Origin of the sequence: Winogradskyella schleiferi (assembly GCF_013394655.1) — a bacterium.
In the GTDB taxonomy this organism is placed as follows: domain Bacteria; phylum Bacteroidota; class Bacteroidia; order Flavobacteriales; family Flavobacteriaceae; genus Winogradskyella; species Winogradskyella schleiferi.
In genome coordinates this window covers 519,388-537,758 of sequence record NZ_CP053351.1, presented here as the reverse complement: position 1 = coordinate 537,758, position 18,371 = coordinate 519,388, and the positions used below count along the sequence as shown (strand labels likewise).

At 37.7% G+C, this 18,371-nt stretch carries 12 protein-coding genes; 7 read left to right on the top strand and 5 right to left on the bottom strand.

Annotation, left to right across the window (positions count from 1 at the left end; translation table 11 throughout):
- Window positions 1-128: 128 nt before the first annotated feature.
- Window positions 129-1,646 carry a GH3 auxin-responsive promoter family protein gene (locus HM990_RS02335; RefSeq protein ID WP_178987396.1) on the bottom strand — a complete coding sequence of 506 codons (1,518 nt, stop codon included), beginning with the start codon at window positions 1,644-1,646 and terminating at the stop codon, window positions 129-131.
- Window positions 1,647-1,745: 99 nt separating this feature from the next.
- Here HM990_RS02335 and HM990_RS02330 point away from each other — a divergent pair, with 99 nt between their 5' ends.
- Window positions 1,746-2,537: a DUF2797 domain-containing protein gene (locus tag HM990_RS02330; protein WP_178987395.1), complete on the top strand. Its 792-nt coding sequence runs from the start codon at window positions 1,746-1,748 to the stop codon at window positions 2,535-2,537.
- A 76-nt stretch (window positions 2,538-2,613) separates the two neighbouring features.
- On the top strand, window positions 2,614-2,874 hold the full coding sequence (locus HM990_RS02325) for a hypothetical protein (RefSeq protein ID WP_178987394.1): 261 nt from the start codon (window positions 2,614-2,616) through the stop codon (window positions 2,872-2,874).
- 117 nt (window positions 2,875-2,991) lie between these two features.
- Here the strand turns inward: HM990_RS02325 and HM990_RS02320 are convergent, their stop codons facing one another.
- Window positions 2,992-3,726, bottom strand: coding sequence for a LytR/AlgR family response regulator transcription factor (locus tag HM990_RS02320; protein WP_178987393.1), 735 nt, complete (start codon window positions 3,724-3,726; stop codon window positions 2,992-2,994).
- 73 nt (window positions 3,727-3,799) lie between these two features.
- Entirely contained in the window at window positions 3,800-5,968 is a 2,169-nt protein-coding gene (locus HM990_RS02315; protein ID WP_178987392.1) for a tetratricopeptide repeat-containing sensor histidine kinase, read from the bottom strand.
- Between the two features lie 334 nt (window positions 5,969-6,302).
- Here HM990_RS02315 and HM990_RS02310 point away from each other — a divergent pair, with 334 nt between their 5' ends.
- Window positions 6,303-7,328: an SIMPL domain-containing protein gene (locus HM990_RS02310; RefSeq protein WP_178987391.1), complete on the top strand. Its 1,026-nt coding sequence runs from the start codon at window positions 6,303-6,305 to the stop codon at window positions 7,326-7,328.
- Window positions 7,329-7,565: 237 nt separating this feature from the next.
- Complete coding sequence (locus HM990_RS02305) at window positions 7,566-8,735, top strand: vWA domain-containing protein (RefSeq protein ID WP_178987390.1); 1,170 nt, start codon at window positions 7,566-7,568, stop codon at window positions 8,733-8,735.
- Window positions 8,736-8,905: 170 nt separating this feature from the next.
- Here HM990_RS02305 and HM990_RS02300 read toward each other — a convergent pair whose 3' ends face one another.
- Together HM990_RS02300 and HM990_RS02295 are read right to left on the bottom strand one after the other, a co-directional pair.
- Entirely contained in the window at window positions 8,906-9,922 is a 1,017-nt protein-coding gene (locus tag HM990_RS02300) for a PorP/SprF family type IX secretion system membrane protein (protein WP_178987389.1), read from the bottom strand.
- A gap of 6 nt (window positions 9,923-9,928) precedes the next feature.
- Window positions 9,929-16,270 carry a choice-of-anchor L domain-containing protein gene (locus HM990_RS02295; protein ID WP_229719348.1) on the bottom strand — a complete coding sequence of 2,114 codons (6,342 nt, stop codon included), beginning with the start codon at window positions 16,268-16,270 and terminating at the stop codon, window positions 9,929-9,931.
- A gap of 183 nt (window positions 16,271-16,453) precedes the next feature.
- Between HM990_RS02295 and HM990_RS02290 the strand changes: the two genes are divergently transcribed.
- The 3 genes from HM990_RS02290 to HM990_RS02280 all read left to right on the top strand — a co-directional run bounded on the left by HM990_RS02290 (window position 16,454) and on the right by HM990_RS02280 (window position 18,358).
- A complete protein-coding gene (locus HM990_RS02290) occupies window positions 16,454-17,356 on the top strand; it encodes a NifU family protein (protein WP_178987388.1) in 903 nt (300 codons plus the stop codon).
- 76 nt (window positions 17,357-17,432) lie between these two features.
- Window positions 17,433-17,633 (top strand): dodecin family protein, encoded by a 201-nt coding sequence (locus HM990_RS02285; RefSeq protein WP_178987387.1) that lies wholly within the window; start codon window positions 17,433-17,435, stop codon window positions 17,631-17,633.
- Between the two features lie 29 nt (window positions 17,634-17,662).
- Window positions 17,663-18,358 carry a hypothetical protein gene (locus HM990_RS02280; protein ID WP_178987386.1) on the top strand — a complete coding sequence of 232 codons (696 nt, stop codon included), beginning with the start codon at window positions 17,663-17,665 and terminating at the stop codon, window positions 18,356-18,358.
- The last annotated feature ends 13 nt before the right edge of the window (window positions 18,359-18,371 follow it).

Genomic DNA, 18,371 nt, shown 5'->3' with positions numbered 1-18,371 from the left:
ATTAATTGTTATGAAATTATAATTTGTGACCTCGAAATAAGAAAATTAAAAAATATACTAGATGAGACCCGTTATTGTCCGACAATCTTAAGTAAAATGCTAGTTTCTTCGATGAAATTCAGGCTAAATTATGAGGCGTTAAGAGTTAACAATTCCTCTAAGTAAGTTCTAGAATTGGATAAACGCGGTACTTTATGTTGGCCTCCAAGCTTATCATTTTCCTTTAACCAATCGTAAAATAAGTTGGCTCTAGCACTATGGATTTTCGGTTTGTTCAGAGTCATGTTATTAAAGCGCTTAGCTTCATAATCCGAGTTTAAGGATTTTAAGGCATTGTCGAACAACTCTTCAAAATAAGCCATATTTTCTGGAGGTGTTTTAAATTCAATAATCCATTCGTGTGCGCCTTTTTCCTTGCCCTCCATAAATATGGGAGCCGCCGTATAATCTACAATTTCAGCCGACGTACGCTTGCATACATTTTTCAATGCTCTTTCTGCATTTTCTATAATCAATTCTTCACCAAACGCATTGATATGATGTTTGGTTCGACCTGTAACTTTAATGCGATGCGGACTTAAACTCACAAACCGAATGGTGTCACCAACTTTATAGCGCCATAATCCCGCATTAGTTGTAATTACCACTGCATAATTAGTGTTTAGTTGTACCTCACTCAACGGAATGGCAGTTTGCTGAGGCGTTCCATAACCATCCATAGGAATAAATTCATAGAAAATCCCATAATCTAACATCAACAATAAATCACTGGAACTATTTTGATCTTGAATAGCAAAAAAACCTTCAGAGGCATTGTAGGTTTCGTAATACCTAAATTTATCGGATGGTAAAATTGCCTTATACTGTTCAACATACGGATTAAAACTTACGCCTCCATGAAAATAAACTTCAAGATTTGGCCAGATTTCAAGTATATTATTCTTTCCTGTTTTTTCCAATACGTTATTCAGCAAAACTAACATCCAAGATGGCACACCTGCCAAACTCGTTACGTTTTCCTCTATAGTTTCTTCAACAACAGCTTGCATCTTGGTTTCCCAATCGCTCATTAGCGATACTCTGTTGCTTGGCGTACTACTATATTCTGCCCAAAATGGCATATTGTCTATAAGAATAGCACTTAAATCACCAAATGCCGTTCCATTTTCCCGGTACAATTCTTTACTGCCGCCAAGTCGTAAACTTTTGCCAGTAAACAATTGTGCATCCTCATTATTGTTTAAGTACATACAAAGTAAGTCTTTACTTGCCGCATAGTGACAATCCTCTAAGGATTCATAACTTACAGGAATAAATTTACTCTTAGCATTAGTCGTTCCACTAGATTTTGCAAACCATTTTATTGGACTTGGCCAAAATATATTATGTTCACCACCTCGTGAACGTTCTATTAAAGGTTGAAATTCCTCATAGTTTACAATAGGAATTCGTTCATTGAACGCTCTATAGGTTTTTATGGAATCGAAGTTATATTTTCTACCAACCTCAGTATCTTTTGCAACTTTCAATAAGCTGAAAAGCAATTCATTTTGAACTTCGTTTGGATATTTTAAAAACAATTCAATTTGATGGAATCGTTTTTTCAAAAACCAGGAAGCAATAGAATTTACAATAGGAATTGGCATAGATTGGCTATCTTTAGCCGTTAAACGGCATTTGGAAAATGTTTGTTTTACTTATTTAGTTTTCTAAATTTGAAAAGTTAAATTTACTAAAATTCTTTCATGGTTTACTCAGGAGTCCTCACAAAAATGCAAACAGAATTTTTAGAGCCCATTCAATATTATTTGGTCTTTGAAAATGATTTTATTCATATGAATCAATTACTGAATAAACCTATTCATATGAAACTTGTTGGTCATCAATGTTTAAGCTGTGGGTTAGATAGACCTATTTATCGTCAAGGCTTTTGTAAAACCTGTTTTTTTGATAAACCATTCGCAGGCGATTGGATTATGCGACCAGAGTTAAGTACGGCACACTTAGGTAAGGAAGACAGAGACTTAGATTACGAAAAGAAAGTGCAATTACAACCGCATATTGTTTATTTAGCGAATTCAAGTAATGTAAAAGTAGGCGTGACCAGAAAAAGCCAAATCCCAACACGATGGATAGATCAAGGTGCACACGAAGCTGTTGAAATTGTTGAAGTTCCCAATCGTTATTTAGCCGGAATCACGGAAGTCGCTCTAAAAGATCACGTTGCTGATAAAACCAATTGGCGAACAATGTTGAAGAATGATATTAAGGACGAAGATTTATTGGAGTGGCGCAGAAATTTAAAAACCTATATTCCAGAAGAAGCCCAACCTTATTTTATTGAAAACAATTCGGAAACGCATCTTCATTTTCCTGTGGAACATTACCCTGAAAAACCTAAAAGCCTTAACCTTAATAAAACACCTAGCTACTCCGGAAAATTAGTGGGTATAAAAGGCCAGTACCTCATTTTTGAAGATAATACGGTTTTTAATGTGAGAGCCAATGAAGGTGTGGTCGTGGAATTGCAGTTATAATTGCTGTTAGAGTTCCGTTAAAAGTCTTTATTATTTTTTGAAAATTATCTATCTTATAAAAAAAAGACTTTGAATTATGAAAACTTCACCTTTTCCTTACATTATAATTACCACTTTATTACTGATTACGGTTACTATAATGGCGACTTTAAATTTTCCATTCTCTTGGGTGTTTTATTTAACTGTTATCGGACAAATAGCAGTGGTTATAATGGTTTATAAAACTTTAAAAGATAATTATACAACCGATAAGACTTTTGAGCATTTTTATGAAGATCGTCCTATCGAACCCTTAGGTTTTAATGCCGAGAACGAATTAGAGGATATAAAGCTCTAAAATTGAGATTTTAATTTTGCTTGAGTTTATGAAGTCTCGGCTGTTAAAAATGAGCGCCTAGCTATAGAAGATATTCTTTTTCGCTAGTGCGGCTCATCTGTGATGAATCGACTTTTCTTATTTAAAATAAGACAATAAATCAGATTTTTTAGAAGCAGATACCACGATTTCCTTTCCATTACTTAACACCACGCTTCCTCCTTTACCTTTTACGTACTTTATAATTTCATTGACATTAACCAAATAGCTTTTGTGGACTCTCGCAAAGTTGGCATCCTTCAAACTTTCTTCAATATATTTTAAAGTTTTACTGACGAGTTTCTTCTTGTTATTGTTCAGGAAAATTTCGGTATAGTTATCATCGGCTTTACAATACATGATATCTGCTGTTTCTATAACTTCAAAACCATCCTGCTGCGGAATGGTAATTTTGCCATTTACGGAATTAGTCTTTGGCACTAAGACTTGGTCTTGAAGTGCCTCTTCCTTCGTTCTAATTTCTGTGACATAATCCACACCTTTTATCAATTCATCAATAGATATCGGTTTCATTAAGTAATAGGACGCATGTGCATTTAAAGCATCTATCGCGTAATGATTATAAGCGGTCACAAATATGGTTTCAAAATTAATATCACCAACCTTATCCAACAAATCAAACGCATTACCATAAGGCATTTCTACATCTAAAAACACCACATCCAGATCATTGTTTCTGATTAAAATCAAGGCTTCATCAACATTGACAGCTTCGCCTAAAATTGAGATATTTGGACAGTACTTCGTCAAATAATTTCTTAGAATTATTCTGCTGTTTTCTTCGTCTTCTACTATGATTGCGTTTAGTTTCATATTCTATAATTTGAAGCACGAAGTTTGAAGCATGAAGTTACTTCTAACTTCAAACTTCGTGCTTCGTACTTTTTTAATCCTTTTTTAAAGTCACCACTACCTTTGTTCCTGCATCTTCCAAATCCTGAAAATTGGCAATCGTAACATCCACTTTATCCTTATACATTTCATTCAAAATAGCGACACGTTTTTTTATGTTGTTCATCCCTTTTGAATTCTGCTTTTTCTGATGATCTGTTTTTAAAGCTTTAGAACGTACTCTTCCAATGCCATCATCTGCAATGGTAATGGTAATTTCATCTTTGGATTTTGGCCGAATATTGATCTTCAAATGGCCCTTTTCCGTTTTATATCGCAAGCCATGCCAAACCGCATTTTCAATATAAGGCTGCAATAACATTGGTGGAATCTGAAATTCTTCAACATCAATGGTCTCATCCACATCTATAGAGTAGTCAAACTTATCCTGAAATCTAAAATGCTCGAGCTTGGTGTATAAATTCAACAGTTCTATTTCTTTTTTCAACGGAATAAAGTCTTCTTCACTATTCTCTAAAACCGCTCGCATTAACTGTGAAAAATCAGTCAAATATTTGTTTGCTGTACGTTCATCATTGGTGGCAATAAAGGTGTTTACCGAATTCAGTGCATTAAAAATAAAATGCGGATTCATTTGGCTTCGCAAGGATTTTAAAGCCAATAAATTATTTGCCAAACGTTGTTGCTTTATATATTTAAACATTAAAAAACCCGTAATTAAAAGCAACACTAAACCTCCTATTAACGAATAAATGATGAGTTGTTGGCTTTTGTTTCGCTCTTGGGTTAATTCATAAGTGCTTTTTGATAAAGCTCTATCACTTTCTAAACTTGTGATTCGGTTTTGCTGCTCTGCAATATTCCTACTAAAACGTGCTACTTGTGATATTTCTTGGATCTTTTTAGCATATAATTCGTCAACCGTAGTAATATGTTCCGCTAACATTTCGTAACCTTTTTTGGTTTCCCCTATTTCAATTAAAACGTCGGATAGTTTTCTAGTCGCATCTTTTTTAACTTCTAAATCGTCCTTTTCACTGGCTTCCTCAATACTTTTTTCAAAATAGGGAATAGCATTATCTAATTCGTTTTTAAGTAAGTATGCCGTTCCAATTTTGTAATTCTGTTTTTGTGTAGTAATAGGACTTTCATTGGCAATAACAGAATCTTTTTCAATGTCTTTTATACCTTCAATAGCCTGCTTTCGTAATACAATTTCATCTTCGTAATCTGCATTGGCACTATTGAATTCCGCTACTTTTACTTGTTCTTCAACAGCTCGTTTTTTATTTTCTTTTTCGGCTAAATTCAAAGAATTACTAAAATAGGTTTTTGCCTTATTTGTTTGTCCTTGATCGCTAAAGACCTGTGCCATTTTAGAATTTAAATCCGTAACTTTTGGTGCTATTAAGTGTTTTCTTGCTACTTCCAATCCCTTTTCATAAGCTTCTATCGCTTTGGGGAAATCTTTCAATTTCACAAAGGCATCACCCATTCCTTCATATAAAATGGTTTTGTCGTAATTAGATAAGGACTGTTCTTCTATAGCTTTGTAGGTCGCCAGACTGGTATCAAAATCAGTATTGTTAAGATAAGCACGTGCCAATTTGAGTTGTGCTGAAGCCGTATTCTGGTTTTGGATGCTAATTTTATAGGCTGAAATTGCTAAATCGTACTGTTTCCAATACCTGTAGATATCACCTAATAATGCATGCGCTTCGGCGCTTTGTGCGGTATTTATATCCACATCTAAAGCATCACCAATAAATTTTATGCTCTTCTCAGCATCTTTTTTGAGATAGACATCTGCAGAATCTATCATCTCATTGAAACGTTTAAAATCGCCATCTTTACGAGAACGAAAACCAGATTGCTCAGAATCCTTGACCTTTATCGTTATGCGTTCATTAGAAACTACGGTATAATATATAGTTTCAAATTCGTCATGGCTTATAATAAGTTCGTCTCCAATTCTTGCTTTAATATTGAAAGAACCATCTAAATTTGTCCTTGTATATCTCCCACCATTTACCAAAATCTCTACACCCTTGTATGGTTTAAAAGTATTTTCTTCATATACAGAACCTCTGATATTAAATTCCGCTTCATCAACTCTTCTATTTAAGTCATTTTGCTGTCCATAGGATAAAAATCCTATTAAGAAAAATAGAAGTAAAAAACAATATGGTTTAGAAACTCTCACTTAATATTTTTATTTATTGGACTAAACTTACATACTTTATTTGGTATCAAAAAATAGCCAACTTGAATTTAGGTTTGTTTTATCATTAAAAAGCAAGCGCTACTAAAAATATAGTCAGCTTTACGCATTCAAATAGCCACTTCACTCATTGTGGTTTTTAATTCGTCTTTTTTCGATAGAGCTTTACAAAAATTAGAAACTAGACCGCTTTGCTGTTAGAATCTTGAATTAAGACTTGATACTTTAAGCGATGAACAATAAGTATAAAATTTAAAAGAACACCTAATATTAATTGGTCTAGCTCCTTTTAAAAACATTAAAAACTATACAAAAAATGAAAACAACCCTTCTAGCATTTGTGCTTTTATTATTTAATATGAATCTTTCTGCACAACACCGTGGCAATTACAATCAGATTACGCAAGATATTTCAAGACAAAATATTCTAAGCTCTGGTAATGCCCAAATTTATAATCCAACCGTTCAGCAACAAATCAACAAAACGCTCTATCCAAGTAATGTATTGACCGTTGATGTGAAAGCGCTTCAAAATGCTGGTGCCACAACATATACTGCCATTTTCAATGTGTCTCAAATTGGCCCTTCAGCTGAAAAAACAAATCAGTTGATGAAAGCACGTATGGACAGTATTAAATACCGTCTGAATGCTAAAGGCATCACTCAAAAAAATATAGCGATTGATGTGATTTCTTTTATTCCTATTTATGAAGTTGAAGTTACCAAGAAATTATTTAGCAAAACCTATACTGAAGTACCTAAAGGATTTGAATTACAACACAATATCCATATTCAATTTACTAAGACCAATCAGTTTGAATCCATTTTGGAAGCATGTGCTCAAAGTGAAGTTTACAACTTAGTTAAGGTCGATTATTATATTGACAACATACAGGAAGTTTACAAAAATCTTCAAGACGAATTATTGAAACTTATAGATGAGAAAAAAGCATATTATAAAGCTTTAGGTTTTAATATGACTGATTACGATGTTGCTATTGCAGATGATAAATACTGTTATTTCCCAAAAGATTTTTACCAAAGCTACCAGGCTTACAATAGCACGTCGGTTGAAGCCTTAGAGAAAAATAAAGGCATAACTACGGTAAAAAAACAGACGTCTTACTATTATCAACCTTTGACTTATGAAAATTATGATGTAGTGGTTAATCCGTACATCTTAGAACCTGTGGTTCAAATTGGTATGAATATAAAATTAGTTTTTACACCGAAACCAAAAGAGAAAAAACCAACACCTATTGTTGAAACTAAAATTGACCACAAATATTATGTGATATCTCCTAATGGAACTATTGATGTTAAAGAATTGAATACGAAATAAAATAGATTCAAGACCGCTATGCTTTTAGACTAAAGAATCAAGACTTAGTCCGTTAAGTGATAAATATATTGGATGTCAATATTAAAATTATGGTGGTTGAGTAGAATTGTCCCCTAGAGGATTATCGAAATAAAAGCGAAAGCTTTTGTTGAAGATACCGAACATAGCTCATTAGAGGTGTTTTTCAACAAACATTACTTCAAAAAAAAATATAAATTAAATAAAAAACTAGAAAATATGAAACCACAATTGAAACCCTTAGTCATCGCATTGGGCTTAAGCACCTTATTGGCTTGCAATGCGAATAATAAAAAATCGAATATATCAAACGAATTGATTGCTGAAACTGTAATTGAAACCACATCTAAAGCTGAAAAACCTGAAATTAAAGTCGCCTTATTACTAGACACCAGTAATAGTATGGATGGTTTAATAGACCAAGCTAAAGCACAACTTTGGAAGATTGTAAATGAACTCTCTTACGCAAAATGCGAAGACGAAAGTCCTAACCTTAGAATCGCCCTCTACGAATATGGAAATGATAATCTTAATGCAGAAGAAGGTTATGTAAAACAAGTGATTGCTTTTAGTGATGATTTGGATGAAATTTCAAAATCCTTATTCTCGCTAACTACAAATGGTGGTAATGAATACTGCGGAAAAGTAATTCAAACTGCTCTCAAGCAATTAGAATGGGGAAACAGTATAGACGATTTAAAACTTATTTTCATCGCTGGAAATGAACCTTATTCACAAGGCACTGTGAATTACAAGGATGTCTCTAAATTAGCGCATCAAAAAGATGTAACGGTCAACACTATTTTTTGTGGTGATTACAATCAAGGTGTTTCAACCCAATGGAAAGATGGAGCCGATTTAACACATGGGAATTATATGGCGATTAATCATAATGAGGCAACGGTACATGTAGCGTCACCCTATGACGATAAAATTTTAGAGTTGAATGAAAAATTGAATAAAACTTACGTAGCCTACGGCAGTGCTGGCAGAAAAAAAATAGAAATGCAAGCCGAACAAGATTACAATGCTATGAGTTATAATAAAGCGAATGCCGTTAGTAGAACGGTCAGTAAAAGTTCAAGATTGTATAAGAATAGTTCTTGGGATTTGGTAGATGCTGAAGAAGAAGCTAGTTTTTCTTATGAAGATTTAAAGGAAAGCGAATTGCCTAAGGAATTGAAAGGAAAGACTAAGGCTGAAATAAAATCTTATGTTGAAAGAAAACGTAAAGCTCGTGAAAAACTTCAAGATGAAATTGAAGCACAAAATCTAAAACGTCGGGATTATGTGGCTAAACAAAACAATGATTCCACAAATAACTTAGAAAGCGCTATGCTTGAAGCCTTAAGAACTCAGGCCGAAAAGAAAAATTACAAGTGGGAATAAACTTACTTGGGACAAAGTCCACGAGTTATTAAATTCCAAATAAAAAAATTCAAATTCCAAAACAACTAATAGGTTTAAACTAAAAGAATTATATCAAAATATTAAATATGACTGAACAAAAAGAGGCTCAATTTTCATTAAGCCTCTTTTTGTTGTTATTTTATATACTTTTAATTCACCGCAGGACAGTTACATTCATATTTCTCTCTTCTACAATTAAAGTTGAAACCAAGCGTTAATTGATGGAAACCACCTGTGTTAAAATTCACGGTATTTGCCTGATAAGAATACGTATAGGCAAAGACAAAATTCTTATAATCAATTCCTAAAAATGGTGTAATATATTGTAATTTTTGACTACTTACGCCTGTACCATCCTGAAATTCCGCACCATCTAAACTACGTCTATATGATAAACCTCCCCAAACTTTACCAAAATCCATTTCTCTGTAAACTTTAGCATTTATATCAATTGAAGATTCTTTAGTTGCATCTCTATACATATACATTATTGAAGGTTCGTAACTCCAGTCACTACCAAATTTATTAAACGTATAGCCCGAAGATAACAAATAGGTTCTCAAATTTTTAAATTCGAAATCTCCGTTTCTATTAAAATTTATTCCAGAATTGTCTAAAATATTCTTAGCAGTAAAATGCGCATAAAAATCTATAAAATGATATGAAAATCCAAAATCGATATTAAAATTTGTGGCACTTTGTTCTATACCTAATACAGCTTCGTCAAAAGGTGCTCCAGGAACCAACCAACTTGTTTCATCGAGCTTATACTGCAGAAATCCAGCACTTAAACCAAAAGATAGCATATTTAAATCTATCTCATTTCTCGAAAACATTAAATGATAGGCAAAAGTTGCATAGCCTCCAACTGTAGAATGGTAACCATTGGCATCATTAAAAAGAATACCTCCAATTCCTACAGGAGAGTCACCTATTCTTCCATTCATGCTCAAAGTCTGCACACTTGGGGCATCATCAATGCCAAACCATTGTTGTCTTGCGGTTAATCTTATTTTGGCACAATTCGCAACACCTGCCATAGATGGGTGGATTAAATAATAATTATCTGTTAAATAATCCGAATAAATAGGAATACCTTCTTGGGCAAAACTAAAATTTGCCAAAAAAGCTAGAAATGCTACTAACCAATACTTTTTTAATTTCATAATTCTTTATCGTTTCAAGGTAAAATGGGCTCTAAATTCTTTACGTTCCCCTGTCAAAGGCTCGTCGTACTCCACTGTAAACCAATAGCCGCTGGTCGGCATGGCAACACCGTTGTACGTTCCGTCCCAGCCAGTCCCGTTCGGACTGATCTGCTTCAACAGCTTCCCGTAGCGGTCAAATATATAAATTTTCGCACCATTTCCAATACTTTCTATGTTCCAAGTTTCATTTCGGCCGTCTCCGTTGGGCGTAAAGTACAGCGGGTAATCGATTATGAATGCCGGTTCGGTCGTGGTCCCACAGCCGTTCCTGTCCCTTGCCGTGATATGGTGCTGGCCGGGTGACACGTCAGTGAACAGGGTCCCGTCCTGCCATGGGCCATTGTCCAGGCTGTATTCATAGTCCCCTATCTCGTCCCCAGGCACCACTTCCAGAACGTGGCTCTCCGCAAAGTTCTGTGTCAGCACGTTGACCGTTATGCTCGGCGGTTCGCTTTCCATCACCACAGTCGTATCGAAGTTAGGACAACTGGTCTCAGTCGAGGTACTTACATCGATAACATCCACACGGTAGTTACCGCCCTGTGTGGGCATGATGCTCGGCCCTGTCTCGCCAGTTATCTCTACGCCCTCATAGCTCCACACAAAACCATAGTCCGTTGCCGATAGGCCTGTGTCTATGACCAATGGGTCCAGCACCTCGCTCCCGTCCGTGTTTACGCACAGGGTGTAACCGTCCGCCAGGTCGAACTCCGGTAGCGGGTTCACCTGTAGCGTGAGCGCTGCCAGGGCATAACAGATCGAAGTGTCCGCGTCCGTGACCGCATCTGGCGTATCGTTGTCTACCCTTGCATAGATCACCTGTGGGTTGACCACGTTTTCGTACAGTGTCGGCAATGGGTTCACCTTGTCGTCCGCGTCTTCTTGGGTGGCATAGTAGGTCACGATGTAGTTCAATGGGTCCTGTCCGTCCAATACCTCTGTGTCCATTTCCGTCAGGTCGAACTGGATGCTGTCGTCCAACGGGTTGCCGTCGGTCTCCATTTCATCGTCACACAGCTCGAAAACGATCGGGTCCATATCCGGATTGGCCTGTGCGGCTTCCTGTACCTCGATGTTGAAGCTCTGGGTGCTGATGGAACAGCCCGTCTCATTGTTGGTGATGGCCACGAATATCTGTTGCGGGTTCGCCGTATTGGTGTACGGGCTCACAAGGCCGTTCATCCCTTCTTCCGCATCCGTTAGGTTATCATGGTAACTGACCGTAAACTGGGCCTCGTCCTGTCCGTTCAATACTTCGGCGTCCTTGGTGCTAAGGTCAAAAGTGTCGGTGCCGTCGGTAAAGAGCTCGCATTGGTTGAAGTCCGTCACCGCTATCACTTCCGGTAATGGGTTCACCACGATGGTAAAGTCCACAAGGGCATAACAGCCCGTGGCGTCCTTGGTCATCCTCACATAGATCTCCTGCGTCGGTGTTTCTATATTGGTGTACTGTGTTGGGTCTGGGATTGCGTCCGTGCCAGCGTTGGCAGCGTCCTCTGTCTCGTGATAGGTTATGGTAACTCCGTTCTCACCGTTGCGGATCAGGTCTTCGTTTTCCGTGAGGTCAAACATCTCTGTACCATCTCCCGTGTTTTCTTCGTCACAGCGTTCTATGTTGGGCAACAAATCGCTGGCCGTTGGTGTTGGGTTCGGTAAGACCCTTATCGTCAAGGTCGTAAAATCGACACAGCCCGTATCCGTATCGGTGACCACAACATACAGCGTTTGTGGATTGGCACCCAATCCATTTATTTCCGTATTGGTGTACTGTGTTGGGTCCGGTATGGCATTTTCCTGTGCCTGCGCATCTGCACTGGTCTCATAATAAGCTACTGACCAGCTGGCATTGCCCCCTGTGATCTCCGTATCCTTTACCCTAAGGTCGAAGACCGTGATCTCATCTCCCGGTACTTCCCCTAGGTCGTCACATTCGTTTAATTGTGTGGGCTGTACCGCTTCTGGCGGCAAGGCTACGATCAGCTCGAACATACCCGTATCAAAACAGGTCGTTATAGGGTCGTATAAACGTACATAGATCGTTTGTGGGTTACCGTTGTTGGTATAGTTGCCCACATTGATGATGGGGTTGACCCCTGTTTCTGCATTCGCTGCACTTACATGGTAGGTCAGTTCCACTGTTGTCGGTTCTTGTCCGTTGAGCACTTCTTCGTCCTTGGTGCTCAGGTCGAACTGCGCCGAACCATCATTGTCGCTATCACAGATCGTGTAAGGTTCTATGCTTGTCGGTACTTCCGGTGCCGGGTGCACAATAAGCTCCAGCGTGTTAAGGGTAAGGTTGTAGCATCCGGTAAGCGTGCTCTCCGAGCGCACATAGATCATCTGGTTATTGGCCACGATGTTAGTGTACAGTCCCGTGATCGCATTCTCCCCTTGTTCTGCATCGCTCTGGGTTTCGTGATAGGTGATCACGACATCGGACTCCCCATTGGTCACCTCTATTGTTCGGATCTCCAGATCGAACTCCGCAAAACCGTCATTGTCCTCGTCACAGACCTCTATGGGATCAGGGTTTGCTTCCGGTGATGGGATCGGGTTGACCCTCAGTGTTAGCGTTACCGTATTGTAACAGCCCGTGATATCGTTTTCTGCCCTTACAAAAACAGTCTGGGGGTTGCCCGTATTGGTATAAGGACTTTCGATTGGAACAGTGGCATTGTCCGCGTCCGATTGGGTCTCGTAATACGTTAGCGTAATTCCTGTTTGTCCGTTTAGTATTTCCGCATTGGCGTCTTCGAGCGTAAAGGCTTCCTGCCCATCGTCCAAAGTGATCGCGTCACACAGCTCTAATGGTGCCGGTGTTACCAAAACCGGTAAGGCGTTCACTATCAGCTCCAAGCTTGTTAGCTTGTAACAGCCTTCTACCGTAGTGTTGTCCTCTACACGCACCCAGATCGTTTGGTTAAAATCGTCCGTATTGGTATAGGCCAACGGGTTGCCGATTGGGCTCATCGCTAGTGCCGCATTCGCCTCGCTTTCATAATAGCTCAGGATATACCGTGTTGGGTCCTGGCCGTTCAGTATCTCGTCTGCCTTGTCCGTAAGGTTAAAGACCGCAAAACCATCGGCCGAGATATCGTCACAGGCCTCCAATGGTGTTGGCGCCATTAACTGTGGTGTTGGCTCCACTATTAACTCCAGCACGACTATAGTGGCACAGTCCGTTGCTATGGTGGCACTCTCTACCCTTACATATAGGGTCTGTGCATCTTGTACGATATTGTTATAGCTCACCGTGGTATCTATGGCGTCCACGCCATTGTCCGCATTGGTCTGTGTTTCGTGGTAGGTTACCGTGAGCCCAGAGGCTCCTCCCGTAATCTCGTTCGCCGTACCCGCAAGGTCGAACATCCCAAAGCCGTCGTTGTCTGGGTCGCAATATCTCAATGGTGACGGTGTAAATGCCACTGGTGCCTGCTCCACAACCAGCTCCAGCGTCGTGGTAGCGGAACAGCCCGTGTTGATGTCCTCCACATATACGATAACGACCTGGCCGTTGCTCGTATTGGTATAAAGTGTCGGTAAGGGGTCCGCTCCTGACTGTAGGTCCGCCAGGGTCTCGTAATAGCTTATCGAATAGTTCGGGTTGTTGCCCGTCACCTCTGCGTTCTTTAGGCTAAGGTCCATCTCGGCTATACCGTCAGCCGTGCCGTCGTCACAGACCTCCAAAGCCGTCGGTGACGTTATCGCTGGCAAAGGGTTGACAATGAGGGTGAAGCTCGTGGTACCGTAACATTCTGGATATGAAGGATCCTCTACCCTGACGTAGATCGTTTGTTGGTCAGGGGACGTCGTATTACTATAGCTCGTTGATAGGATGTCCATGTTATTGTCCGCTCCATCCTGAGTGCCATGGAAGGTTACGTTATAGACCGATGGGTCCTGGGTCCCCAGAATGGCCGATTCCTGGGCGCTAAGATCAAATTCCTCTATACCGTCGTCGCCCGCAGCGTCACAGGCCAGCATATCCGGAGGCGTGGTGGCTATAGCCCTTGAGTTCACTACCAGATTAAACAAAGGGTCAGGCGATGCACTGTAACAGCTCGCATCGCTAGTGTTCTCTATCCTTACGTATATCGGCTGTGGGTTAATGGTGTTGGTATATGACAACGGTAAGGCATTGTCGTCCATATTCGCTTCGTCATAAGTTAGATGGTAACTTACCGTATAATTTGTTGGAGAAAGTGAACCTAAAATTGTTAACGACTGACCGCTGAGATCAAAATCCGCAATCCCATCATTGCTTACGTCATCGCATGATTCTAAATCTGAGACTGGATTAATAGTCGGTTGATCCAATGTTGCAATACTAAAACTTGTTGTACTATAACATTCTTGTGAGGTATCAGCAATACGAGCCCAAATTATTTGTGGATTAGACACGTTTGTATAATTACTTGGTAACGGACTTAAATTATCAATAGCATCCTGGTCAGAAAAATGATACGATATCTCGAAATCCGCAGCATTTTGATTTCCTAAAATTTCATCATCATTACTTGAAAGGTCAAACTCAGCAAAATCATCAGCATCACAAAATTCAATATTTGATGCAGGATTAGCTACTGGATTAGGTATAAACTGTACTTGAATAGAATCTGAAGTGGTACAATCAGCTGCAAAAACAACATCAACAAAGTATAAACCCGGCTGATCAATATCTAGTGTGGAACTTGTTTCTCCTATTATTTCCGCTCTATCATCTGGTGCATTGACATCAGCAGCATAAAACCATGTATGTGTTGCCGTTGGCGCTTCAGTATCTAAAGTTACGAAATCTCCATCACATTGTGCTGTTCCGGCTTCAATTGTGATATCATCTCCCAATTCACCTCCAAGAACAAAACTACCCGCTTCTAGAAAAATAGCTGAATCCCAAATTGAATCACCTTCATCCGCAACTACTAATTTTATTTCATAAACAACATTGGGTGTAACAGCAGCGGAAGCTGTTAAAACTACGGTCCTACCTCCATAATTAGTATCGCCTATATCATAGCCCTCAAAATAAGTAGGATTATCAGTACAGTTTCCAGAGTTGTTAATATTTGTGACACTCACAGGTGTTCCATCAGGTAGAACGGCTAAATTAGTATAAGCAGTCGTTCCTACCTCTCGCAATAAAAATGCGAAACTATCCGCAAAGTTACATTCTGTATTACCATCATATTCTTCTGACGCCATTAAGTATCTGAACTCAATAACACTAGCTGTCGGTACAAAATTGAACTTTACAAATGTAGCATCATTAGTATCAGTCTGCCCCAGAGCAGCTTCTAAATCATCATCACCTGCCTGCCCATTGTTATTGGAAACTAAACCGTTGTCAATTAAATTACCTGCTTCTGATGCCACACCAGTAGTTAGTATAATACCTTCTTCAAAAGGAAAACCAACAGCTCCTCCTTTTGTGAAATACCCATAACTTTTGGTAGCAAGTTGATTTGGGTTACCATTGACTTGAACTGAAAAATTATCAACACCAGAACATCCGCCCGATACCAGAACATTTTCAACCAATTCCTCTAGACTTAGAGAGGATTCAGGATAAGCTGCACTGTTCACCGTTACTACAGGATCTAATACAATCACAGAGATCGTTTCAATATCCTCACAGCCAACAGGATTATTGTCTTGAACCGTTAAAGTCACCGTATACGTACCTGTAGTATTATAAGTGCTAGATGAATTGGCACCAATTCCTGTACTTCCATTTCCAAAATCCCAATTATAAGTAGCATCAGTATCATCTATAGAAAAAGTGGCACTAGCCGAGAAATCAATAGTTTCTCCAGGTAAAATCTCCACAACTCCAGGGAATGTTTCTTCAGGAATTGTGCTATCTATAGAGGCTACAATGGTCTGACATTGTACCGCACATATTATATTGGCATCCCAACCATTAATGTTTATTAAACCGTTACTTGTAAAAGCAAATGTTAAGCATCCAGATGTATTACTGGCTGTTGCGGAGACCATTCCAGGTGAAGTTCCTGAATACGTTCCAATAACATCTGCAGTTATATCGTCTCCGTCATAAATAGTTAATATATCCGAATTCGGTTGTAAATTAAACTGAATGAAATCAACCAAAATGAATTCATCATCATTTTGAGGACATATAGTAGTAACCAAGTCTTCATCATCTGAATAATTACCAAATTGTCCACCTGAATCATAAAATTTATCGGGAGCACAGCGGATAAACGAGCCATTTTCCATTAATATGTCTTGAGAAAAACCAAGACATGAAACGAATAGGGCTAAAATAAATAGGAACTTTTTCATAGATTAGTGATACAAATGAACAATCATTAAATCTAGAAACTTTATCTAAATGTCGTTATGATTGCTTTTATTGAGCACGAAATTTAATAAAATTATATCAATTCAATTCAGATAATAGACGTAAAACATCATCTATAGGATTAACGTTTCAAGTTGAGATTTCATACTTTTGCAAATAAAAAGATGACTCATACCAAAATCTCCATAGTTCCAACTTCGAACGAAACTATTATCAAATTCGAAGCTGATCGATTTTTGACTAATCATAATAGTTTTGAATTCAACAATATAGACGACGCCAAACACTCGCCCCTTGCGCAACAATTATTCTATTTACCATTTGTAAAAAAAATATATATCGCTTCAAATTTTATTGCCATTGAACGCTACAATATCGTGGAATGGAAAGACGTACAGAATGAAGTGGCAGCGCAGATTGAAGATTATTTGTCCAATGATGGTATTGTAGTTACGGAAGAAGCTATAAAACCTAAAGCTGCTGTAACAGTTTATGCGGAGAGCACTCCCAATCCTGGTGTTTTAAAATTTGTATGCAATAAAGTACTCGTTCCTAATATGTATGAATTTACTTCTATTGAAGAAGCTAAACCTTCTCCATTGGCGACTGCACTTTTTCAATTTCCATTTGTAAAAAATGTGTTTATGGAAAAGAATTTCATTTCCATTACAAAGTTTGACATTGTAGAATGGGAAGAGATCACCCTTCAGCTTAGGGAATTCTTAAAATCCTATGTTGAAGAAGGTAAAACCATATTAAATGATGATGCACCAAAACAACTCAACAAAACGGAAGAAGCGATTGAGCAAAAATTTGAAGCTTTGGATGATACTTCAAAGAACATCATTAATATTCTCGAAGAATATATAAAACCTGCTGTTGAAAGTGATGGTGGAAATATAGAGTTTAAGTCCTATGATGCTACAACTAAGCAAGTAGAAGTCTTATTACAGGGCGCTTGTAGTGGATGTCCTTCCTCTACATTTACCTTAAAAAATGGTATAGAAAATATGCTGAAGGATATGTTGAATGACAATTCCATTACTGTAAATGCCATAAATGGTTAGAAATTTATTAAATTTAAAATTACCTATAAGCATTATAAGTGTCTTATTTAATAATAACTTTAAAAATCTAAAAATTATGGCAGTATTAAAAGTAGTAGAAATTTTATCTAATTCTGATAAAAGTTGGGAGGACGCCACAAAGAAAGCCGTTAAAGAAGCCTCGAAAACGGTAAAAAACATTAAATCCGTATATGTAAAAGAGCAAAGCGCGATTGTAAATGGCGATAATGTTACAGAATTTAGAGTAAATTTAAAGTTGACTTTCGAGGTTAAATAATTCTTTTAAATTTAAATTAGGTTATACGCATGAAACATTTTTTTATTTCATTATTAATCGGGCTAAGTGTGTTTTCATTCTGTAATGCTCAAGACAATTTAAATATTTCAAATTTGGATGAATTTGGAAATTACATTAATCGAAAGGTTAGTGTTAATGTAAATAAATCATTATTTATAGAAGGCTCACCTTATATTAACGACACATTTGAACTTATAAAATTTAAAAGGTTTGGTGATGTAATTTTTCTTGGCAGGTACAATGCCAATTTAGGTGAAATGCAGATAAGACGCGACAATGACACAATCGTACTAAATAATTCTGAAAATTTTGAAATTACTTTTGTCTCAGACAAAAAAGTGTATAAAACATATAGTTACACACAAAAAGACGGCTCATCAACTCGTGGGTTTCTTGTTGTTTTAAAAGAGACGGATTCAATGGCTGTTTTAAAAGAAGAAAAGATAAAATTTCAAGAAAAAAAACCCTCAACTAATGGGTATGACAAAGCTAAACCGGCAAAATATGTAAGAAGCAAAGACCTCTATTATTATAGATTAGGCAACAAAGTTTCTTTGTTGCCTCAAAAAAGAAAAGAGTTTTTGAAGTTATACCCTGAACATTCAAATAAATTGAAAGAGTTTATAAAGCAAAATAAAATTAACCTTAAAGAAGCAGACGATTTAATAACTTTATTTGGTTACATAGAAAAATTGATATTTTAAAACTGAATTATTA